Annotated in this window: 26 protein-coding genes and 2 pseudogenes; 25 read left to right on the forward strand and 3 right to left on the reverse strand. The window is 51.7% G+C overall.

Annotation, left to right across the window (positions count from 1 at the left end; genetic code table 11):
• The first annotated feature begins 2 nt into the window (after positions 1–2).
• From H1B31_RS07820 to H1B31_RS07915, 21 genes and pseudogenes are all read left to right on the forward strand, one after another.
• Positions 3–329, forward strand: coding sequence for a phage head closure protein (locus H1B31_RS07820; RefSeq protein WP_226372088.1), 327 nt, complete (start codon positions 3–5; stop codon positions 327–329).
• Complete coding sequence (locus tag H1B31_RS07825) at positions 322–720, forward strand: HK97 gp10 family phage protein (protein WP_185979907.1); 399 nt, start codon at positions 322–324, stop codon at positions 718–720. Before H1B31_RS07820 ends, H1B31_RS07825 begins: the two co-directional genes overlap by 8 nt.
• Complete coding sequence (gene gp17, locus H1B31_RS07830; protein WP_185979908.1) at positions 717–1079, forward strand: tail completion protein gp17; 363 nt, start codon at positions 717–719, stop codon at positions 1077–1079. The genes H1B31_RS07825 and gp17 overlap by 4 nt, the downstream gene beginning before the upstream one ends.
• Position 1080: 1 nt before the next feature.
• The gene (locus H1B31_RS07835) at positions 1081–1680 is read left to right on the forward strand and encodes a major tail protein (protein WP_185979909.1); all 600 of its coding nucleotides are present in this window, start codon (positions 1081–1083) and stop codon (positions 1678–1680) included.
• Positions 1681–1691: 11 nt separating this feature from the next.
• On the forward strand, positions 1692–2006 hold the full coding sequence (gene gpG, locus H1B31_RS07840) for a phage tail assembly chaperone G (RefSeq protein WP_185979910.1): 315 nt from the start codon (positions 1692–1694) through the stop codon (positions 2004–2006).
• Positions 2007–2071: 65 nt separating this feature from the next.
• The gene (locus H1B31_RS11545; protein WP_273079213.1) at positions 2072–2179 is read left to right on the forward strand and encodes a tRNA isopentenyl-2-thiomethyl-A-37 hydroxylase MiaE; all 108 of its coding nucleotides are present in this window, start codon (positions 2072–2074) and stop codon (positions 2177–2179) included.
• Between the two features lie 12 nt (positions 2180–2191).
• A complete protein-coding gene (locus H1B31_RS07845) occupies positions 2192–4732 on the forward strand; it encodes a hypothetical protein (RefSeq protein ID WP_185979911.1) in 2541 nt (846 codons plus the stop codon).
• On the forward strand, positions 4704–5045 hold the full coding sequence (locus H1B31_RS07850; RefSeq protein WP_050796224.1) for a hypothetical protein: 342 nt from the start codon (positions 4704–4706) through the stop codon (positions 5043–5045). Before H1B31_RS07845 ends, H1B31_RS07850 begins: the two co-directional genes overlap by 29 nt.
• 2 nt (positions 5046–5047) lie before the next feature.
• Positions 5048–5461 carry a hypothetical protein gene (locus H1B31_RS07855; RefSeq protein ID WP_006696203.1) on the forward strand — a complete coding sequence of 138 codons (414 nt, stop codon included), beginning with the start codon at positions 5048–5050 and terminating at the stop codon, positions 5459–5461.
• Positions 5462–5471: 10 nt separating this feature from the next.
• Positions 5472–6380: a hypothetical protein gene (locus tag H1B31_RS07860; protein WP_006696202.1), complete on the forward strand. Its 909-nt coding sequence runs from the start codon at positions 5472–5474 to the stop codon at positions 6378–6380.
• Positions 6377–8068, forward strand: coding sequence for a hypothetical protein (locus H1B31_RS07865; protein WP_006696201.1), 1692 nt, complete (start codon positions 6377–6379; stop codon positions 8066–8068). The genes H1B31_RS07860 and H1B31_RS07865 overlap by 4 nt, the downstream gene beginning before the upstream one ends.
• The gene (locus H1B31_RS07870) at positions 8065–8286 is read left to right on the forward strand and encodes a hypothetical protein (RefSeq protein WP_006696200.1); all 222 of its coding nucleotides are present in this window, start codon (positions 8065–8067) and stop codon (positions 8284–8286) included. The genes H1B31_RS07865 and H1B31_RS07870 overlap by 4 nt, the downstream gene beginning before the upstream one ends.
• 295 nt (positions 8287–8581) lie before the next feature.
• Entirely contained in the window at positions 8582–9364 is a 783-nt protein-coding gene (locus tag H1B31_RS07875) for a hypothetical protein (RefSeq protein WP_226372089.1), read from the forward strand.
• Position 9365: 1 nt separating this feature from the next.
• Positions 9366–9758: a phage holin family protein gene (locus H1B31_RS07880; RefSeq protein WP_185979913.1), complete on the forward strand. Its 393-nt coding sequence runs from the start codon at positions 9366–9368 to the stop codon at positions 9756–9758.
• A 108-nt stretch (positions 9759–9866) separates the two neighbouring features.
• The gene (locus H1B31_RS07885; RefSeq protein WP_039980751.1) at positions 9867–10052 is read left to right on the forward strand and encodes an SHOCT domain-containing protein; all 186 of its coding nucleotides are present in this window, start codon (positions 9867–9869) and stop codon (positions 10050–10052) included.
• 34 nt (positions 10053–10086) lie between these two features.
• On the forward strand, positions 10087–11586 hold the full coding sequence (locus H1B31_RS07890; RefSeq protein ID WP_185979914.1) for a recombinase family protein: 1500 nt from the start codon (positions 10087–10089) through the stop codon (positions 11584–11586).
• Positions 11565–11996: pseudogene (locus H1B31_RS07895) on the forward strand (recombinase family protein); the annotation flags it as partial. The gene H1B31_RS07890 and the pseudogene H1B31_RS07895, both read left to right, overlap by 22 nt.
• A 358-nt stretch (positions 11997–12354) precedes the next feature.
• Positions 12355–13164, forward strand: a complete 810-nt coding sequence (locus H1B31_RS07900; protein ID WP_185979915.1) for a PD-(D/E)XK nuclease family transposase — start codon at positions 12355–12357, stop codon at positions 13162–13164.
• 324 nt (positions 13165–13488) lie between these two features.
• The gene (locus H1B31_RS07905; RefSeq protein ID WP_185979916.1) at positions 13489–13824 is read left to right on the forward strand and encodes a hypothetical protein; all 336 of its coding nucleotides are present in this window, start codon (positions 13489–13491) and stop codon (positions 13822–13824) included.
• A 26-nt stretch (positions 13825–13850) separates the two neighbouring features.
• Entirely contained in the window at positions 13851–14450 is a 600-nt protein-coding gene (locus tag H1B31_RS07910) for a hypothetical protein (RefSeq protein WP_185979917.1), read from the forward strand.
• 35 nt (positions 14451–14485) lie between these two features.
• Complete coding sequence (locus H1B31_RS07915; RefSeq protein ID WP_185979918.1) at positions 14486–14908, forward strand: hypothetical protein; 423 nt, start codon at positions 14486–14488, stop codon at positions 14906–14908.
• Positions 14909–15249: 341 nt separating this feature from the next.
• Here H1B31_RS07915 and tnpA read toward each other — a convergent pair.
• From tnpA to H1B31_RS07930, 3 genes and pseudogenes are all read right to left on the reverse strand, one after another.
• A pseudogene (gene tnpA, locus H1B31_RS07920) lies at positions 15250–15709 on the reverse strand (IS200/IS605 family transposase).
• A 217-nt stretch (positions 15710–15926) separates the two neighbouring features.
• The gene (locus tag H1B31_RS07925) at positions 15927–16526 is read right to left on the reverse strand and encodes a hypothetical protein (protein ID WP_185979919.1); all 600 of its coding nucleotides are present in this window, start codon (positions 16524–16526) and stop codon (positions 15927–15929) included.
• 32 nt (positions 16527–16558) lie between these two features.
• Positions 16559–16741 carry a hypothetical protein gene (locus tag H1B31_RS07930; protein ID WP_185979920.1) on the reverse strand — a complete coding sequence of 61 codons (183 nt, stop codon included), beginning with the start codon at positions 16739–16741 and terminating at the stop codon, positions 16559–16561.
• A 227-nt stretch (positions 16742–16968) separates the two neighbouring features.
• Between H1B31_RS07930 and H1B31_RS07935 the strand changes: the two genes are divergently transcribed.
• The 4 genes from H1B31_RS07935 (at position 16969) to H1B31_RS07950 (ending at position 20154) form a co-directional block, all read left to right on the forward strand.
• A complete protein-coding gene (locus H1B31_RS07935; RefSeq protein ID WP_006696190.1) occupies positions 16969–17307 on the forward strand; it encodes a transposase in 339 nt (112 codons plus the stop codon).
• Positions 17304–18212 carry an IS3 family transposase gene (locus H1B31_RS07940; RefSeq protein WP_006696189.1) on the forward strand — a complete coding sequence of 303 codons (909 nt, stop codon included), beginning with the start codon at positions 17304–17306 and terminating at the stop codon, positions 18210–18212. Before H1B31_RS07935 ends, H1B31_RS07940 begins: the two co-directional genes overlap by 4 nt.
• Before the next feature lie 235 nt (positions 18213–18447).
• Positions 18448–18819, forward strand: a complete 372-nt coding sequence (locus H1B31_RS07945) for a cupin domain-containing protein (RefSeq protein ID WP_006696188.1) — start codon at positions 18448–18450, stop codon at positions 18817–18819.
• A gap of 237 nt (positions 18820–19056) precedes the next feature.
• On the forward strand, positions 19057–20154 hold the full coding sequence (locus H1B31_RS07950) for a YifB family Mg chelatase-like AAA ATPase (protein WP_102493634.1): 1098 nt from the start codon (positions 19057–19059) through the stop codon (positions 20152–20154).
• The last annotated feature ends 53 nt before the right edge of the window (positions 20155–20207 follow it).

Raw genomic sequence — 20207 nt, forward strand, 5'->3', positions numbered from 1 at the left:
CCATGAGCGAACTGCGTCATCGAATCACTTTCCTGCGTCCCGTCACGGATACGGACGATGAGGGAAATATCCTCGCGCAAACAACACAGGAAGTCGGGAAAGCATGGGCACTCGTTCTGCCCTTTGCGGCAAAAATCTCCGACGGATATGCGGAGAAGGTGCAGGAGGTGGATTACCGCATCGTCATTCGTTATTGCAAAGATGTAAAAGTGACGGATCGTATTCGTTGGGGTGACAAAACGCTCACACCAATCGCGCCGCCGTATCCGCTTGGAGGGAAGAAGCGATGGCTCGTGATGGAATGCAGGGAGTTGGTGGAAGATGGCTAGATATAGAGGTTTCGTCTCTGCCGAGAAGATCCTTTCGGAACTCGGCGCGGAGGCAACGACTGCGGCAAAGGAAGCCCTTGCGCATGGCGCGGACGATGTGGTCGCAGAGGCAAAGAACCGCTGTCCTGTCTATACGGGAACAGATAAGCGCGTGGTAAAGGGCGCACTCCGTGACTCAATCCATAAGCGACTGCGCAGGAAGGACGGTTCTGTTTGGCGCATAGCGGCAGATGCAGCGTCTCAGGATGGCGTATTCTACGGCGTGCTCGTTGAGTTCAGCCCACGTATTAACAAGCCGTTCCTCTATCCCGCGCTCGATGCCAAGAAGGACGGTATTCGTTCTGCCATCGTCGATGCTGTGCGTACGGCGATTCGGAGGAGGGGAAAATGAGTGTTGCCAAGATGGTGTATCAGGCACTTGTGCGCTCCAAGGAGCTGACGCAGCTTCTCGCGCATGGAAAGAAGAGCATCTACCACGGGCGCAGTCCCAATGCGGGGACGTATCCGATTCTCGTTTACTCCGTCATTTCCGACGTTCCCGCGCTCTCGGCAGACGGTGCGGAGTTGGAACGCCGAATCACGGTGCGTATCCATATTCTGACGAAGGATGGTAGATTCGGAGAGATTCATCACGCCGTGCAGAACGCGCTTTTGCCACTCGACTTTGTCCGTGCGCAGACGCAGGAACTGACAGAGAAAGATATTTTCGTGGAAATCACAGATTACAGAACAGCAGTGGAGGGAGAATAAAATGCCAAGTCCAACACCAACAGCAAAGCCCGCAGGGAATCTTACAAGCGGACAGTTCATCAACATCCAGAAACTTCATATCGCGAAGATGCTCACCGATGTGCCAGGAGGAGCAGCGACCTACGAGGCTCCGATTCCCCTTGGGAAACTGCTCCGTAAGGTGGACATCAAGCCGCAGACGAATCAGGCGGAGCTTTTCGCGGACGGACAGTCCGTAGACACAGCATCCAACACCGCATCTTACGACCTTACCTTCGACACTACCGCATTGCCGCTCGAATATACGGCTTACCTTTTGGGGCACAGTATCGAGAACGGTGTGATGAAGGCGGGTAAGGATGATGTCGCACCATACTTTGCCGTCCTCTTCCAGTCAGACAAGCGCAACGGGAAGAAACGGTTCACTAAATTCTACAAAGTCCAATTCACGGAACCCTCGGAGAGCGGCAACTCGAAGCAGGAGAGCATTCAGTTCGATACGCCGACGCTGACGGCAAAGGCAATCTACCGTCTCTCGGACGGACTGTCCTACGCAAAGGCAGACGAGGAGGCGGCGGGCTTTGCCGCTGAGACGGGAACGAAGTGGTACGAGCAGGTCTGAGGGAGGTTACGATGGATACACCGATACTGCATATTGCGGGCAAGGAGATCGTGCCGAATCCTCCGAAGATGAAGGTATGGCGCGAGTTCCTTGCTTTTTTTGATGCAGAGAAACAGGACATGGATCTTGAGGACTTTCTGGACGAGCACGTCCGTCTAATCGTTCTCGGCTTCGGACGTGAGGAAGTGACAAAGGAATCCGTGGAGGAGTATGTCGATGTAGCGGACATTGTACCACTGACACGTGCGCTTTTCCGTTGGATTCAGTCACTGACCTTCTCCAAACTGGTAAACCTCCCAAACGGGGAAGCGGAGAAAGAGGTGTAGTTCTTTCTCCGTACCAGAATTTACTGCGTTACTACGAGCGGCTGCAGTCCACCTATGGATGGACGATGCACGAGGTTGATTCACATGAGATTGGATTCCTGCTCGATCAGCTTGTGGTGACGGCGATCTGCGAAGAAAGATCGTCCGAGCGATTTATTGACGACGTGATGTAGGGAGGGGATAGAGTGGCAAAGCGCGGACAAAAGATTGATGAACTCTATCTCGACATCGGTCTCAACATTGCACAGCTGCAGCTGGATTTCGACACGGCGGGCAAGACCGTCTCGGATTCCATCGCACGGCTGAACGGCAAGGCAAACAACATTCACCTCAAACTGGATGCTGACCTTGCCAAACTCGACGGTGTGGGCACGGAGCTAGACAAGATCAAGGTGCGCCACCAGGCGATCAATCGCGAACTGGATATTCAGCGGCAGAAAGAACAGATTCTTGCCGCTGTCCTCCAATCCGCAAAGAAGAATGATGGCGTGGACAGCGCATCCTATCGCCGTGCGGAGAGCAATCTCCTGCGTCAGCAACGAACCGTCGCACAGACCGAAGCCGAGGTGCGGAAACTGAATGCACGGCTCAAAGAGAGCGCCGTCCTCTCCGGCACGCTCGGTGGGCGCATCTCAGCGGGCATGACGGCGGCACAGGCGGGTGTCAAGAATCTCACGAGCGGATTCAATATACTCTCCGCGAAGATGGCTGCGGTCATGGCAGTCGCCGCAACAGGCGCGGGACTGTTTAATATCACGAAAGACGCGATGCTTGCTGGCGAGAACGTCTACAAGCTCACGCAGCGTCTTCATGTGTCCGCAGGTGAGGCGGCGACACTCAATCAGGTGTTTCAGCTTGCAGATACGGACATCAAGAGTGTCATTCCTCTGATTGCACGTCTGGACAAGCAGGTATCTGCTACGGGGGAGAGCGGGAATGACACCTCTCGCGCCCTCTCTCGTTTCGGGATTGCCCTCAAAGACCAACAGGGGAATCTCCTGCCACTCAATGAGCAGCTGGCGCAGCTTGCCAAGGGATACAAGACCGCAAGCGAAGCGGGGATGGAGGAAGCGTATACCGCAGAAGTGCTCGGTGCGCGTGGTACGGCGCTCATTCCGATTCTCGAACAGTATGACGATCTGATGACCATTTCCTCGCAGGTCAAGACCACGGGATTGCTTGACCCGGCACAGGCGCACGAGACGTATCTCAAATGGCGCGAAATGGAGATGGAGGCGGGACAGCTGAAACTTGCCCTCGGCGCGGCACTCCTTCCTGCCGCCGAAGAACTCATGCCGGAGATCAATGACGGCTTCGAGTCTCTTGTTGAAACGATTCGCGACAACAAGGACGAGATCAAAGATGCCGTGCTCGGATGGGGCGAAGCTCTCAAGACCGTTGCAGAACTTGCGGGCTTTGTTGGGGAACAGATTCATACGGTCAATGAACACGCAGAAGCGAATTCGTGGCTCATGAAGAATCATCCTGTGGCATCTCCGCTGATTGCTGTTCCGTTCCTCGGCGGTACGGTTCTCGACGCTCTCTATGGGGACGAATACAAGCAATATCTGGAACAGCAGAAACTCGCAAAAGAAAAGGCTGCGGCAGAGGAGAAGGCGCGTGCCGAAGCGGAGAAGAACGCCAAAGCGCAGGAGCAGAATGCCAAAGCTGCGAAAATCCGTGCGGCAGCTGAGAAGGATGCCGCAAAGACGGTCAGTGAATCTGCAAAGGCGACCGCACAGCTGACGGACAATTTATATACACTGACACACACGGACATCCAGAACACTCTACACGCTCTGGATCGCGAAGCCTTCGAATCCTTCCAGAAGGGCGCAGATCCGCATCTGATCGACGAATACCGTCTTGCGAAGGAAGCGAAAATCTACGCTGACTTTCAGCGGGACGTTGTGGACAAGGCGGATGCGCTTTACAAGACGGATCTCCAAAACAAGCTGGACTCCATCGTTCGTGAAGCCGATGCCTTTCGCCAGAAGGGCTTGGATGAGGTACACACGCAGAACTGGCTCAGTGAGAGCAAGGCGCGTGTCATGGAGCAGTGGGAGCGTGATGTCGCTTCCAATATTGACTCGATCTGGAAAACGGAACTCGAAAATCGCCTTGCAGAGATTGAGCGCGAGAAGGATGCGTGGGTACAGAAAGGTCTGGATGAGGTCGAGGCGACACGTTGGGCAGAGAAGCAGAAACTCGATGCCAAGCGCAACGCCGCGCTGGAAGTCCTCCGCTCCCAGAAAGAGGAGCTGAAGGTATTCAAGCAGTCCGGGCAAGTCGGGCTGATGGAGTATCTTCGCAAGAAGAATAAGTTCACAGCGGAGGACTTGGGGCTGACACCGGAACTCTTGCAGCAGTTTCAGTCCGGGCGTAAATGGGCGATGGAGAATCTCCTGCCGAATTTCGCTCCCGAGAAGCGTGAGGACAATTCACGCATTCGTGTCAATGGACAGGAGTTCTCCTATGCGGGGATGATGTCGGAACTCGGGCGGCAGGTGCAAGGCGTTTCTTCCGCATCCGACGCGCGGAACAGCGGTCAGACTGCTCCATCCATGACAGACAACCGTCAGATTCACATACAGGTGCAAATCGAGAACGCCGTCACGGAGGACAACGAGGGAATGCGTATGCTTGCCGATCATGTTGCCGACCGCATTCGCCCTGCCGTCGAGAACGCACTTGGAGGTGATTCCAATTCATATTCACATTGGTGAGGTCAAAACGCTGAGTGTCGAGAACTGGCAGATTGTTCCCGACGACCGTCAGCAACTTCTCGAAATTGTTGGCGGCGTGGTCGTGCAGGATTTCGGGCATATCCCAGAGGGCGACCGTATTTCCTGCGCCGTTGTTGTGACTGCTGCTGACTGGGAGAAAATCAAGGGATACTGGGACAGCCGCGCGATGGTGTCCGTAACGGACGAGGGCGGGAATCTCCTGCCCTCTGTGCGTGTTGTGGTGAAGTCCTACGAGTACGTGGCTCATTTCCCGAAGGTATATAAACTGTCTCTGGAATTTTGGAGGGTGTGACAATGGCAGAACTCTTGCATATCTATATGAACAATCCGACAGAGGGCAGCAAGGATGGGACGGAGGTCAGCTCCGGCACGGAACTTGCGCCCATCTCCGTCCTGCTCGATGCGGGCAAGGGTGAGCAGAAAGCCGTCAAGTGTGCCGTGCGGTGCGAGAGCGGCTTCCATATCGACGGAGTTTTGACAATCAAATTCGTCGGCGATCATGCGGATAAGTGGAAAGCCGCGACGGATAACAAATACACTGCCGAGACCGCATTGGAGTCCGCCGAGTGGAAAGACAGTATCTCATTATCCAATGTCGGCGATACGAATACCGTCTTCTGGGTCAAGGCACTCAGTAGTGCAGATGAGCCGCCGCAGCAGGATGTGAGCGTGGACATTCAGGCAGAGGGGCTGCTTGTGTCGAATTGAGGAGGTTCGTATGGCATTCAAATACATCAATCCGGGCTATGCGGAGCTGCTCTCAGTTGGTGGTGGCACGACGGTAACAGGGGAGCAGTACAGTAAGACGGGCATATCCTTCTGGCAGCCGACCAGTGATAAAGGTCTGACGATTTCAGAATTCCCCACAGAGCTTTACGGGAAACTGGATCTGTACTTCAAAGCACCGGAGAATGCAGACCGCGCCAAACTTACCCTTGCGATTGGAGGCTACATCATCGTTAGCGCGGAAACGTCCTGGAGCAGGTGGCGCATGAAGGGGAATAACAATAACGATACCATTGCCACTTCCGACAGCATTCGCGCAAATGCAGTCAATACTTTGTGGTTTCATGTCAAACCGGGGCAGAACCATGACGGTATCTTTCGGGCACTCCTGAACGAACGCGAGGTTTGCAACAAGCAGGACTGCTCTTTTTGGTACGCCTACAGTTCCAGTGAAAAGACCATAACGGTTTACAGCAGAACCGAAGACATTCTCATCTCGAACCTCATCCTCTCGGATGAGGAGATCAGCCCACGGGAACAGGTTATCATACTGCCCGTCCAAGCGACACAGACGGATATGACCGACTGCAGCGATGGAAGCTATGAGGCGATGGCTGCGAATCAGGAGATTCTGCAAACGGTGGATGTTGTCGCTCTATCCGCGCAGTATGGCGCGGACTCGCGTGTGACGGGGATTTCTCTTCTCGGCAATCCCGCCTACCGCACGGCAGAGGGATTGTGTGCTCTGACGGCACTTGAAAAGAGTGGCGGGAATGTTACGGAATACGGAAGGCACATTGTAGAGCAGAATCCGAATTCCACCGTTATGGACACGCGCACTGTCTCTATGATCGTTGCAGAACTCACGGGACGGCAGTTCGGATGGAGAGCGGGGACATGAGCATCAAGCTGAAACCCGCCGTCTGCATCGCATGGCTGCCGATGGGACGTATTCACCTAAAACCAATCATATACGCCACGGTGATTCCCGTATTCCGTCAATCCGTGCAGGTGCGCGGAGATACGTCGCGCCGTCTCAACACATCCATCGCCATGCGTGCAGATACCCTGCGCGATATTCGGATCGTTAAGAAAATCACAGTAATGGGCGACACAGAGCGGCGCATTGGCCGCTGTGGTACGGTTCTCGTAGATACGAAGCGGACTCTTGTCAAACAGTCATGCATCGTTGCAGACACGAAAATCGAGATTCCTCATACACTGACCTATGCAGAGTTCAAGGAGCGGGGGATTCGCTCGTTCTCCGTGACGCTCGGCGAACTCAGTCTCTCGGATAACATTCAACTCGAAACGGTGAATCCGCTCCCCATCGGCGCGTGTGTAGAAGGACGGGTGATGGATTATGCCTTCCGTTTTCTCGTGGAGGAAACAAGTCAGCGCGGCATCGTGCAGTCCGTCAAGGGGACGTACAGTAAGGACACTCTCCTCTACACGCCCATCCATATCTACGTCGAGCGGGCAAAGGTATCACGCTATGCTGCCGAGATTGCGGCGGCACTTGGTTTGAAATTACACCGTCTAACCGATGATTTCACGCCATCGCAGAACTTCGAGGGGAGTGGAATGACGTATCATGACTTCATCTCCGCGATCTTCGGCTGGACAGCGAAACTGCCGCAGCAGCAGATCAACGTCTTTATTCGTGGAGATACGCTCCACATCATTCAGCGCGGCATGGAGGAATCCGTGGTCGATATTACGAACTGGCCGCACGCGCAGCCGACCATCGAACGGAAACTCGTTCGTTCCGTCTGGCACGGCTCTCACAACGATTCAAACGGAGCGCACAACGAGGAGGACACTGTACCCGTTCCCTTCACGGGTACGATTTCCTTCAAAGAGATCAGCCGCACTTACTCCAACGGCTTTCTCGTCCGTGAGACAAATGAGAACGGCTACAGTACCTATATCTACGATGGCGAATATCTTGCCGAAAAACGCACGCACAACGTGGATGGTTCTACAAGCCGCACGGATTATGCTTACGCCTCCACGGGGCGCGACGTATATCTCTTTAAGGAATGGGAACGTACCACCGAGGCGGTCAATGATGGGAAGAAGCACACGGAATATGAATGGGAGGATTGGAGCCGTGAGAAAGGAACGGAGCGTATCACCTATCACGCGCCGCTCGGCTACGGATGGTATGCGACCACGGTTTATGTCGATGGCGTGCTCGAAGGAAGCTCCCTCTCGCAGGGAAAACCCGGCGGCAAGGCGAGTCAGTTCACCGTCGAGCAGTCGAATCTCAGCCTTGGTGCAAGTTACGCGAGCGATGATGAGCTTCCGTATTCTTCCCTCATCGACACCGAGTTTCCCGTTGTGGGTACGGACTATCTGCGTGCCTTGACACGAGAAATAGAGTGGCTCAACCGCAAAACGCAGGAAACAGTTACGGTGGAAATTCGCGCACGGATTCAAAACGGCGTTCCCGACATTGACCACATCGTCGATTTCACTGAGCGAATCCGATTCGAGGGACACGAATACTTCCTGCAGTCGAACACGGTGGAACTCACGCCGCGCCTTTTGCGGCAGACGATCAAGATGGTGAGGTGGTACGGATGAATGGCATTCTTGGACTTGCGGCAGCAATACGGGTGGGGATAAAGAACTCGAAGGTGGTTGAGTCACAGGCACAGCGCGGCAGGATTCAGAATGGACGTGTTCATATCGGCGAGCGATCCTACCCCTTCCGTGCCGCAGTGGACTGCAATACGTCAGATGGCAGTTTGGTGTGGGTACAGATTTCAAAGGGCGGTACCGCCGTTATCGTAGGAGCGTGAGCTTATGCACAGAGCGATAGTAAAAGCTGTGAGCGGGAATCGGGTGCTTGCTGACGGATCGTGGCTTACCTGCATTGGGAATCGCTCCGTTCGGGAGGGCGAATGGATCTGGACGGATGGTCGATGCGTCTACGGACATGAATCCGAGGGTGGCAGCTGCTATGTTCCGACGAATGTTCTTTCCGGCATACCGCTCCTCCAAATAAAGTGGAAGGATCAAAAAAACCAGATGCTCCATTCGTACTACGCAAAAGGAAAGATCCATCCGCTCGGCTTTTCCCAAGAGGATATATGTATGGTCAACAGCAGCCGCCACTTCGCGTATGTCTCAGGCTATGGAATGCTCGATGCCGAAATGGATGAACGGGGAAATCTCTATACCCTCGAAGCTGTAAATGTTCTCGTGTTCCCGCTCATCGGGGCAGATCAGCGTGACAGTGTTCTCTCTGTCAAACGCAACGGAGAGATTATTGCCTCATACGATCTTGTGCAGATGTTTGGTGCTCCCGCCGTATCCGGTCCCACTGACCTCTATAGCTGTCAAACAGAAGGCGGGCGGGTGGATAAAGCTGGGAACTTCAAAGTGATGATATGGCACTCCATATCAGAGCATGGGGAAAACGGAAGCCATGTCAGCACAGACCGTTATGTGTTCTTCGATGGCAGCAATCTTGAGCCTTGGATGGAGAAAACCAAAACAACGTCAAGAGACTCTGTTACAGGGGAATCCCATACTTCGGAAAGCAGATGGAGCGCACCGGATTACAGTGTCCGCTATCCGCTCCATGATGGAATGTATATGCGCTTTCCTGCAAATCTGGATTATCTTATCTCCGGGAAAAAGTATATTTCAAAGATTTACAGTGCAAAGGATGAGCTGCTTATGGAACTGGAAACGAATCCAACTGCCCGTACAAGTCTCTGCCCACTGGGACAGGGGAAATATCTGGTCAGCACGGGATCGCCCTTATATTTATGGAAAGCCGGTCAGCTTACGCAGCTGCTGCGTGGATGCTATAACTACCGTCTGCGCAGGATGAATCATCTCGGGAAATGGAAAAAAGCAGGAGGTGTTTAGCATGGATCATATTCTTACCATACGTCTTTATGCGGCAGGCATTGGTATCGTGGTCGGAGAGTTTCTTGGCAGCTTCGACGATCTGCTCTATGCACTTGTCGCATTTGTCGCGACGGATTACGTTACAGGTGTTCTCCGTGCGATTGTGGAGAAGAAGTTGTCCAGTGCGATCGGCTTCAAGGGAATCTGCAAGAAAGTCTGCATCTTCACCCTTGTCGGCGTGGCGAATGTCCTCGATACCCACATCATCGGCAGCGGCTGTGTTTTGCGTTCCGCCGTGATCTTCTTCTACATCTCGAATGAAGGGATCTCGATCATCGAGAACGCAGCGCGGATGGGGCTTCCCATTCCGCAGAAATTGCAGGACATAATGCACAGCCTTCAAAATAAATAATTCGTTTAACCTCAACGCCCGGCGGCTTACCGTCGGGTTATTTTTATGCCTGTAAGGGTGACCAAAAGAGCCGTTTTTGTCTGCTGTTCCATGAAGGGAGATGTTGAAATGAGCAAGGAAGATGGTCTTCGGGAAATGACGTATCAGATGGTGATGCGTGCTTCATGGAAAATGCTGCAGAGCGGACTTTTGTCAGAGGACGAGTATCTTGCGTTTGAAGCGAAAATGCGCGAGAAATATCGTCCCGTTATTGGGCTTTTATTTTCGGATATTGACTTGCTATCGTGCGGATAGTACGGGAATATGGGACTGGAAAGGAGGGAGCACCATGAAGATACGAAGAGTCCAACAAACTCAGACATTGCAGAAAAAGCTGCGTGTGGCTGCATACGCCCGTGTTTCTGTGGATGCGCTTCATCACTCTCTTGCGGCGCAGGTCAGTTACTACAGCAGTCTCATCCAGAAAAATCCCGCATGGGAATACGCAGGCGTGTATGCGGATGAAGGTATCACAGGCACAAGCACCACGCATCGGACGGAGTTCAAGCGGCTGATCGCCGACTGCAACGCCGGGAAGATTGATTTGGTGCTCGTTAAAAGCATCAGTCGTTTTGCCAGAGATACAGTGGATTGCCTTCATACCGTTCGACGGCTGAAAGAGAAGGGGATTGCCGTCCGCTTCGAACGCGAGAACATTGATTCCACATCCGAGGACGGAGAGCTGCTCTTGACGCTGCTTGCATCCTTTGCTCAAGAAGAGAGCAGAAGCATCGGCGACAACATCCGATGGGGCGTGCGGAGGCGGTTCGCACAGGGGATCCCGAACGGGCATAAAGCACCGTACGGCTACCGATGGGACGGTGAGATGTTCCGCATTATCCAAGCAGAGGGCGAGATCGTCAAGGAGATTTACCGCAGATACCTTGCAGGAGAATCCGCATACGCCATCTCAAAGATACTCGCGGGACGTGGAATCACGGGGCGGCAGGGGAGACCAATCGAGCAGACCACAGTAAAGGACATCCTCTCCAACATCTCCTATACGGGCACAATGGCACTGCAGAAGAACTACATCAGCGAGGGGCATATCCGCAAACGGAATAAAGGCGAACTGCCGCTTTATCTGGTGGATGGAGTGTTCGAGCCTCTGGTGTCAAAGGAAGATTTCGACAAGGTGCAGGAGATACGGAAACGGAGAGCCGAAGGGGCGGCCAATCGGAATCCTGTTCTTCTTCCGTTTTCCGGAATGGTGAAATGCGGATGCTGCGGCAGCGGCTTCAGCAGAAGAACCGCTGGGAAGTACAGGCGATGGGGCTGCAACACAAGAGAGCGGAAAGGTAGGGAATCCTGTGACAGCCGTCCAATCAGGGAAGAGGAGCTTGTGGCTGCGGTCAGAGACGTCATGGAGAAGGAAGATTTCGATGCCACAAAACTTCGGCGAAAGGTGTCCAAGATCGTCATTCACGGTGATCGAATCGACTTCCATCTTGTCAACGGACGCATAAAAAAGACTGCCCGCATCTACAACGGGCAGCGCGGCAGTAATCCCTTTACGAACAAAGTCTACTGTACTTCCTGCGGCAGCAAGTGTGAGCGGGATACATGGACGAAGGGAACTAAGGTGTGGTCTTGCAGTCAGCCACGCACAAAGTGCCAACTGAGGAGATTGCCCGAATCCGAGCTGAGGGAAGCTGCGGCATCCTTCTTTTGCAATGGCTACGAGGGCAAGATTGTGCAGAACGTCGAGCGGATCATCATATCCGACGATGAGGTCATATTTCAACTCAAAGAAGGAGGTGCCTACCGATGGCAAAGACAGTGCGGGTAATCCCGGCAAGCCCTAAAATCTTTCGTTCTGAGGTTACGGCAGAACCAAGGCGGCGCAGAACGGCAGGATATGCCAGAGTTTCGACCGATCATGAAGAACAGGCTTCCAGTTACGAAATGCAGATGGCGCATTACAAGAACTACATCGAGAGCCGTGCAGACTGGGATTTCGTCGGTATGTATTCGGACGAGGGCATCAGCGGCACCAACACAAAGAAGCGTGACGGGTTCAACCAGATGATCGAGGATGCCCTTGCCGGCAAGATCGACCTCATCATCACAAAGTCTGTCAGCCGTTTCGCAAGAAACACCGTGGACTCGCTGCAGAATGTCCGTAAGCTCAAGGAAAACGGTGTAGAGATTTACTTCGAGAAGGAGAACATCTGGACGTTCGACACGCGCGGAGATGTCTAATGCGTGAAAATGATACAAAGGAAATCGCCGCTATGCGGCGTAAATCCCCAGTTACAAGGGATTTCAGAGATTTCCTAGTCTGGAAGCCCCATGATTTTTGACGTTGTTCAGCGATTTTTTGCTCGATGGAAGTTCGACCAACTGGCAGGGGTGTCAAAGCGTTTGACACCCCTATGGCGCACTCGAAAGGAAAGATGTCAGAGTTCATGAAGCCTTATGGGAACTGACTTCACGAGCATTTTTACGACTCGGATTTTTGACACCCATGGATGTTTTGCTGAAATTTTCAGCCTTGACAATCTTTGCCGTAGTGCATACTATGATAGTAGAACAAGGTGAGGAGGATAGCGAGGCAGTGAAAATTATCAAGAAGGACATTCCTGCGGAATATGGCGTACTGATTCAGAAATTTCGTCTGATTGACGATACGTTTTTCAACGTGTGCTTTGACAACTATACCGAGGGAATGCAGCTCCTGCTACGTATCTTTTTTGGACGAGATGATCTCATTGTCAAACATGTTGTCACGCAGCAGAGCGCGGACAATCTCTATGGTCGCGGCGTGCGTTTCGACGTGTTGGCAGAAGACAGCGAGGGGAAGCTCTACGACTGCGAGGTGCAGCGTGCAAACGAAGGAGCGATCTCGCGTCGGGCGCGATACAACAGCAGCATGATGGACTCGCGTGCATTGGCAAAAGGAGAGGATTTTTCCAAACTGCCAGAAACATGGGTGATCTTCATCACGGAAAACGACATCTATGGAGCGGGTTGTCCGCTGTACCATGTGGAGCGAATCATCCAAGAGCTTCAGCGACCGTTTGATGATGGGGCGCATATCCTCTACGTCAATGGTGCAAACCGTGATGATACGCCACTCGGACGGTTGATGCAGGATTTTTTCTGCGAGAATCCAAACAAGATGAATTATAAGGAACTTGCCAAAAGAGCGGATTACTTTAAGGCAGAAGCAGAGGGGGTACATACCATGTGCGAACTGATGGAGAAATTCGGAGAGAAGAAATTGGAAGAGGGGCGTATGGAATCGGCTCGTCGAACGGCGACGGCTTTAATTGCTTTGGGGAAACTCACACTTTCCCAGATTGCTGAAGCAACACAGTTGTCTCAGGAAGAAGTTGAACGATTGGCAGGGTCAACAGGGGCATAAGAGAAGATCGCTTGTTCCTCAATATTTTGCCCGAGAGAAAGCCACTGGTTGCATTCGGTGTGTGGAATCTCTCGGGTTTTTGTTGCTAAAGGAAACACTGAAAAATTCTTTTGTGCACGATTGAGCTCCGAAATATTACAATAGAGGAAAACAGCAACACAACGAGAGAGAGGCAACTTCATGGTGCAGCAAACCTTTACCACTTCAGAGCGCACATGCGGCGGTTTTTTTGTGCGGACCTATCTCCGGTGAGAAAAAAATATTTTTAGAATAGGCAGGAAAATCCACGGGGGGGGGGGGAATAATATCACGAAAGGAGGATGCATGTTGAAGATATTAGAGTGCATAGAGAGCAAGATGGCTCTGAAAGCTCTTGTCGCGCTTTTTGTGGGGATCGTTTTGTACTGCTTTCCGACGGTACTTGAGATTAGTACCTGCATTGCCAAACAGAGTGGAGATCCTGCACTTGGCTATATCGCGCTTGCGGGGATACTGGTCGTTCTTGTCGCCGTCGCAGTAGCCGTGATTCGATGTCTGTATCCCAAGGTTCAGCCAAAGGCTGAGCTAAGACTGCGGGAGATTGTCAGTCTTCTGATTGACCTAGCGATACAGTTTATGATGGCGGAGATGATTGCACGGACTGCCGTAGCAATCAAGTAGGGAAGTTGTAAAAGGAGGATATCATTATGTGGAAACAAATCGGGAAACTCTTCGCGCTGCTGCTCTGCAGCGTCATTTGCATCGGTATGAGTACAAACGTCGCGTCCGCGCAGAACTGGGTGGAGGTAGGACAATATACCCGCAGCTTTAAATATAAGAACGGTATTAATGATGATACGTACAAAATATCGATAGATACGGACGGTATTGAAAGTCACGCAGATGAGAACTACACATACTATTCTGCAGCGACCATGCGGTTATCACCCGGTGTTAAGGAGGTATTCAATTATGACTTCCGTCATGACAACAAGACCGGTGAGTGGCGCTGTTTTGGGGGAAGAGACCATGAAAACACATTGGGGGACAAAGTTTTTGAGAATTATATTTATGGATGGTATCGTGCGGGCGACCCGGATGGACCGCTGGGGTCGTGTTTTTTGACCTCGCCGAACAGCACCCCCGGGTATATTGCACGACACGAGGGGACGGTAGTTGACTCGTTCCAATTAGAGCAAGGTGAGGCCGCCTATGTGCTGCGCGCGATACTTGCGCGTCAAAACGGTCAGGCAATTACGCGTATCGATGAGGGACGCCTTACCGTAGATGATGTTCCTGTATTCTAGTTTAGGAATCTAAAAAATAAAGAAGATATTTTTTGATGAAACTATGGAAAATATTCATGATGGCGGGGGCGTTTGTGTCTTTGCTGCTGCTCTCGGCAGGAGGTATTGCATCTGCCGCCCTTTACAACGGGGATATTCCGGAGACGCGATTCACTGTTGCGGATACGGGCGAATACGTCTTGAAACGCTATGCGTGGGAGGTAGGGAATATCGAGGATGTGCTCATATCGGACGGGGATATGCTCAGTTTACCTCTTTCGATGCCAAAACCTCCAACAGAGATTGTGCCGGAGCGCTACATCATCGTATCCTACATCGACCCGAGTTCTCCGTTTACTGCCGGGGGCGGGGACGTATTCAGCTACGATACGGAGACGGGCATCTTCACACTCTACGAGCCGAACAAAAACACGCCGTGGGCATCCTACGCGTCCTCAGGGACGATAGAATCGAAGTAAGCAATACCGACGGTAGGAACGGCATCTACACGAAGGGGGATGGCGGTAACTATATCCTCCCCAATGTGCTCGGGGGACGTATTTCGTCGCAAACAGCCGCAGGGATAAAACTTTTCCTGCAACTCATCAAATAAAAAACATTGGGAGAGACGCGACAAGCGCAGCAAACCTTTCCATACGATGGAGGACGTGTAATCGTCCGAATCATGACCACCCGTCAAACGGGTGGTTCGCTCGCCCCTATAAGGGGCAGTTACCAGCCAGCGTCTAAAGACGCTGGCTTCACTACGTTCAAGCCAGATTGCTCTTGACTCGTCACCGCCCTTAAAAGGGCGTTCGTACTACTTGCTACCCTTAAAAGGGTCTTCGTATTCCTTTACACTCAACTTATCCATCGCGATATCATGACTTTCTTGCTCTTGGATATACTTGCGAATGGTTGCTTCATTTAACCCAACCGTACTCACGTAATATCCTTCTGCCCAAAAGTGCCGATTGCCAAATTTGTATTTCAAATTGGCGTGTTTGTCAAATATCATTAACGCACTTTTCCCTTTGAGATATCCCATAAATTGTGATACACTAAGTTTCGGCGGAATACTTACCAACGTGCACATGGTCGACCATCAAGTGTCCTTCCAAAATCTCTACACCCTTATACGCACAAAGTTGCTTTAATATGTCACGGATGCTTTCTTCGTACTGGTTGTAGATGATTTTTCTGCGGTATTTAGGCGTAAACACAATGTGATACTTGCATAACCGCTTTGTGTGCGATAAACTATTAGCTTTCTGTGCCATAAGCACCTTTCCTTTCGGTATACTGGCTTGAACAACCTTAGTATACTACCCGGAAAGGTGTTTTTGGTATAACCTTTTGGCTTCCACCCGCATAGCGGGTGGTTTATTGTGTCGCATGCTTTGCATGCGACACTGGGTCACGACCCATAAAATAAAGCACGCCTCCCTCTGCGCGGGAAACGTGCTTTTTGATGGGTCTGTCTTATGGTATTGTTCGTTATATTTGGGTGACGGCTTCCCTGCCAGTAATAATCCCTGCCTTATACTGGATTACCTTTTTCAATATGTTTGCATGGACATTTGCATAATTATAACCGTCTTTATCCGCTTCAGGGTCGTTCGTATTGAGATTGTGCATGTTCCACCCGGACAAATATATCTGCCACGTAAAGATGATGGGAGTAGCCTGACCGGTCTCTAACCCCTTTTTTTCTATCGCATCAATATCATCTACCTTGACATTATCCCAGTTTTCTATGTCATACCATGAGACCTTGTCATTTTCGTATGTCCTGTGCGCATTCCAGATGTTCGGACGGGTGTCCACACATACAAAGAAATATTTTTGGTTGGAGGTACGACCGTCCGGAGGGTAGACCATTTTTACCGGAACCATGTACCGCGTCCATGTCCCCTTCTGCGTCTCTTCCTTGGACTCCTGGATGCCTTCAAAATCAATATAAATGTCAGAATAATCGTTATCCGCTATGCTGTACACCGCATGGAATACATGCGTGTATTCGGCAGACGCGCTCCCGTAGCCGGCGAGGACGAAGACCGCCAGTGCCATCATGGACGTCAATAGTTTCTTGAACATGCTTTACATCTCCTTTGAATAGCTCTGCAACATCATTGCCGCAGCATTTCATCAACGCGAGAAATCGTCACTGCGAGCATCAACTGGGTCAGTACGGTCAGAATCAGATTGGTGAGTTCGCGTATTCTCTTCTCATCGTCCGGTTCTGCCTTGGCATACACACGCCCGACAATCACCGCAGATACAAGACACGCCGCCACCAGGAGGATACTCAATACGCCCCATGCGGTTATTTTCGTATCTAGTTGCCATTGTCCCTGGGCAATCATCGCACGCCCACACATTTGTCTTTGAACTCCCGTAAAGACAATGACCTCCGCCTCCTTTCTCTATGACTCCAATCAATGTTCAATATAAATATAACATGATGTTGTATAAATAAAGTTGACAACTTCTCTGCAAGGATTTTAGATAAAGTCAAAGAGGAGAAGGAGAGATCAAAATGGCAACAAACAGACAATACGATCACGAATTTAAGGTGCAGGCAATCAAGCTGGCGCAGGAAATCGGTCAGGCGAAAGCCGCCAAAGAGCTGGGAATTTCCAAGAACACAATGTATACATGGATGCGTGCTCATCGGCTTGGATATTTGGATCTTGGGTGTGGCACGCAAACACCGCAGAGTGCCCTAAGTCTGCACGAGGAACTCGTACAGCTTCGTGCACAACTCAAAGCACAGGAGAAGGAAATTCGACGGCTAAAGAAAGAGAATGACTTTCTGGAGGAAGCAAGCGCTTTTTTCGCCGCGAGCCGTCTGAAGTCAACAAAAACGAACGCATGAAGTTGATTGCGTTCAAGACCTCAGATGGCGCCCTCAAAGGAAATATCAGCTTCTGCTGCAAGATGCTCCATGTCACGAGACAGGGATTTTATCAGTATTTGACGAGCAAAGACCGCCCATGGAAATATCAGGAACTTGCCGACGCCATGATGCAGATTCATGCAGAGGACGAATGCAACGACACCTACGGAAGAATCCGCATGTATCAGGCACTCAAGATCAAACAGCCGGAAGGCGTCCGTATTCCGAGTGAACGAACTGTTTACCGTGTTATGGAAGAGATTGGCTTAAGTCATCGCCCCAATCATAGACCGAACGGTATCACCAAAACAGATCATAAGGCACAGATGTCAGAGGATCTCATGGGGCGCGATTTTACTGCCGACACACCTCTTTCCAAGTGTGTCACTGACATGACAAAGATTCCGGCGTATGACGGAAAACTCTACATTTCAGCACTCTTTGACTGTTATGATGCCAGCGTGCTCGGACTGTCTATGGACACGAACATGAAGGCTTCTCTATGCGTAAGGATGCTGGATAACGCTATGCTCTCCTACCCAAAGCTCAGGGGAGCAATCCTGCACTCGGATCGCGGCAGCCAGTATACGAGTCAGCTGTATCGGGAGGCAATTCATACCTATGGGATTCGTCAAAGCATGAACAGTGCCGGTGGACGCTGTCATGACAATGCGCGCTGTGAGAGTATGTGGGCGCGCATGAAGTCCGAGCTGCTCTATGGACGCTATGACACAAAGAAGATGACAATCGAAGAGTTGAAGGTACTGGTTTGGCGATACTTCATGAGCTATTGGAACAACCGTCGGATTTGTTCAACAAACGGGGGGCTTCCTCCGATGGTGAAGCGGCGTCAGTTCTATGACTCTATTGCCGCAGCTACTTAAGCGTTCATTCCCTTGTGAGAAATTTGTCAACTGTTCTTGACAATATCATCCGTTGTGGTAGAATGGGGGTAATCCATAGTGCTCCTTTGCTGATGTTTTGTAGCAGAACCATTATAGCACGGGATGTCACTATGGATTTTGTTTTTGTTTAGCTGTTCAACTTCATTTTACAACGAACCGAATTATAATAACATGGAATATTTCAACCAATGATTGTACGAGAGGAGAAAACGTGATGAGCAAGGCGATTACAAACGATTTCGAGACACGCCGTTATCGTCTCGCCGAAGTGGCGAAATCGGGCGATGTCGCGACGCGCACACCGATCTACGCGACGGAGTCGACGAGCGGGGTTGTTTGGGTGCTAAAGCCGGGGCAAACAATCAAGCCGCACGGACACGCCAAAGCGGACGATATCTGGATCTGCATTCAAGGTGAGGGCGTTTTCTATCCAGCAATCGGCGAGGAACGCCCTATCGAAAAGGGGGATGTCATCGTCTCTGCAAAGGGGATGTGCCACGGCATGAAGAACACGGGCACAGAGGACTTCATTTTCGTTGGCATCCTTGCCCCCGTTCCGGCAGACTACTTTCCTATCGAAAAATAGCTATTATTTTAATCGCTTAATTTTCTGTGGAAAATTCTCCAGTGGGAGTAGTAGAGCGTTCAAATAGCAAGGTTGAACTTTATTATCAGTATTTTACTAAGATTTCTCACCACAGAGATTCCATTCGCTCTACCTGGACGTCTGGAATCTCTCTTTTTTGTTGCAAAGAATCATTAGCCATCTTCCCCTATCCTGTGTTATAATTTTCTTATATTTGAAACGTGGGAGGGAAGGCCGTTGTTTGCAAAGACCTATGGTGCGACGACCCTCGGGATAGATGGACGGATTATCGACGTGGAGGTGGATGTATCGCCGGGGCTGCCGGGCTTTGAACTGGTGGGGCTTCCCGATACGTCGGTGAAGGAGTCGAAGGAGCGGGTGCGGACTGCCATTCGCAACTCCGGTATTCAGCTGCGGCAGGAGCGTGTGACGGTGAATCTTGCGCCCGCCGATGTGCGAAAGGACAGTTCCGGGCTTGATCTGCCGATTGCCGTCGGACTTCTTGCATCCTACGGCATTGTTCCGGAGGCGGCGGTGCAGAGCGCACTCTTCTCTGCGGAACTCTCCCTTGATGGAAACTGCCGTCCGATCAGCGGCATTCTCCCGATGGCAATCACGGCGCGTGAGCGGGGACTTACGGAGTTTTACGTTGCTCCCTCCAATGCAGATGAGGCACTCCTGATTGACGGGCTGAAGGTCTATGCGGTCGAGAATCTGGCGCAGCTTGTGCGCCATCTGACCGGCACAGAGGTGCTGACTCCTGCCGTGCCACATGCAACAGAACAGAAAAAGGATGCGGCCTTCACCGATGACTTTGCGGACGTACAGGGGCAGTATCAGGCGAAACGTGCGCTTGAGATTGCAGCGGCTGGCGGACATAATGTCCTCATGGTTGGCGTACCCGGTTCGGGCAAGACGATGCTGGCACGTCGGATGAGTTCGATCCTGCCGGAACTGACGAAGCAAGAAGCCATCGAGATCACGAAGATTTACAGCATCTCGGGGCTGCTCGGCAAGGATACGGGGCTTGTAACCACGCGCCCCTTCCGCAGTCCGCATCATACATCCTCGACGGTGGCGATGATCGGCGGCGGCAGCATCCCGCGTCCGGGCGAGGTGACACTTGCGCATCACGGCGTGCTCTTTCTCGATGAGCTGCCGGAGTTCAGTAAAAAGACCCTTGAGGTGCTGCGTGAGCCGATTGAGGATCGCCAGATTACGGTATCGCGTGCGAATGCGACGCTGACCTTTCCCTCTAGTATCATTTTGGTAGCGGCAATGAACGAAGTAACGTCAATAACGATACAATGTAATGATAGACGAAATGCCGCCTAACTTTTCAGGATGAAGCAAGAGTGTCCTGATCGTGGTTCTTGCCAGCATCGTAT

The organism is Selenomonas timonae (assembly GCF_014250475.1).
GTDB lineage: Bacteria > Bacillota > Negativicutes > Selenomonadales > Selenomonadaceae > Centipeda > Centipeda timonae.

Excerpts from the sequence above, each read along its gene's own strand:
- gpG (WP_185979910.1), top strand. The coding sequence starts at position 1,692 with ATGGATACACCGATACTGCATATTGCGGGCAAGGAGATCGTGCCGAAT.
- H1B31_RS07945 (WP_006696188.1), top strand. The coding sequence starts at position 18,448 with ATGAGCAAGGCGATTACAAACGATTTCGAGACACGCCGTTATCGTCTC.
- H1B31_RS07875 (WP_226372089.1), top strand. The coding sequence starts at position 8,582 with ATGGTCAACAGCAGCCGCCACTTCGCGTATGTCTCAGGCTATGGAATG.
- H1B31_RS07935 (WP_006696190.1), top strand. The coding sequence starts at position 16,969 with ATGGCAACAAACAGACAATACGATCACGAATTTAAGGTGCAGGCAATC.
- H1B31_RS07855 (WP_006696203.1), top strand. The coding sequence starts at position 5,048 with ATGGCAGAACTCTTGCATATCTATATGAACAATCCGACAGAGGGCAGC.
- H1B31_RS07880 (WP_185979913.1), top strand. The coding sequence starts at position 9,366 with ATGGATCATATTCTTACCATACGTCTTTATGCGGCAGGCATTGGTATC.
- H1B31_RS07940 (WP_006696189.1), top strand. The coding sequence starts at position 17,304 with ATGAAGTTGATTGCGTTCAAGACCTCAGATGGCGCCCTCAAAGGAAAT.
- H1B31_RS07865 (WP_006696201.1), top strand. The coding sequence starts at position 6,377 with ATGAGCATCAAGCTGAAACCCGCCGTCTGCATCGCATGGCTGCCGATG.
- H1B31_RS07825 (WP_185979907.1), top strand. The coding sequence starts at position 322 with ATGGCTAGATATAGAGGTTTCGTCTCTGCCGAGAAGATCCTTTCGGAA.
- H1B31_RS07915 (WP_185979918.1), top strand. The coding sequence starts at position 14,486 with ATGAAACTATGGAAAATATTCATGATGGCGGGGGCGTTTGTGTCTTTG.
- H1B31_RS07890 (WP_185979914.1), top strand. The coding sequence starts at position 10,087 with ATGAAGATACGAAGAGTCCAACAAACTCAGACATTGCAGAAAAAGCTG.
- H1B31_RS07870 (WP_006696200.1), top strand. The coding sequence starts at position 8,065 with ATGAATGGCATTCTTGGACTTGCGGCAGCAATACGGGTGGGGATAAAG.
- gp17 (WP_185979908.1), top strand. The coding sequence starts at position 717 with ATGAGTGTTGCCAAGATGGTGTATCAGGCACTTGTGCGCTCCAAGGAG.
- H1B31_RS07885 (WP_039980751.1), top strand. The coding sequence starts at position 9,867 with ATGAGCAAGGAAGATGGTCTTCGGGAAATGACGTATCAGATGGTGATG.
- H1B31_RS07820 (WP_226372088.1), top strand. The coding sequence starts at position 3 with ATGAGCGAACTGCGTCATCGAATCACTTTCCTGCGTCCCGTCACGGAT.
- H1B31_RS07910 (WP_185979917.1), top strand. The coding sequence starts at position 13,851 with ATGTGGAAACAAATCGGGAAACTCTTCGCGCTGCTGCTCTGCAGCGTC.
- H1B31_RS07860 (WP_006696202.1), top strand. The coding sequence starts at position 5,472 with ATGGCATTCAAATACATCAATCCGGGCTATGCGGAGCTGCTCTCAGTT.
- H1B31_RS07835 (WP_185979909.1), top strand. The coding sequence starts at position 1,081 with ATGCCAAGTCCAACACCAACAGCAAAGCCCGCAGGGAATCTTACAAGC.
- H1B31_RS07905 (WP_185979916.1), top strand. The coding sequence starts at position 13,489 with ATGTTGAAGATATTAGAGTGCATAGAGAGCAAGATGGCTCTGAAAGCT.
- H1B31_RS07925 (WP_185979919.1), bottom strand. The coding sequence starts at position 16,526 with ATGTTCAAGAAACTATTGACGTCCATGATGGCACTGGCGGTCTTCGTC.
- H1B31_RS11545 (WP_273079213.1), top strand. The coding sequence starts at position 2,072 with ATGCACGAGGTTGATTCACATGAGATTGGATTCCTGCTCGATCAGCTT.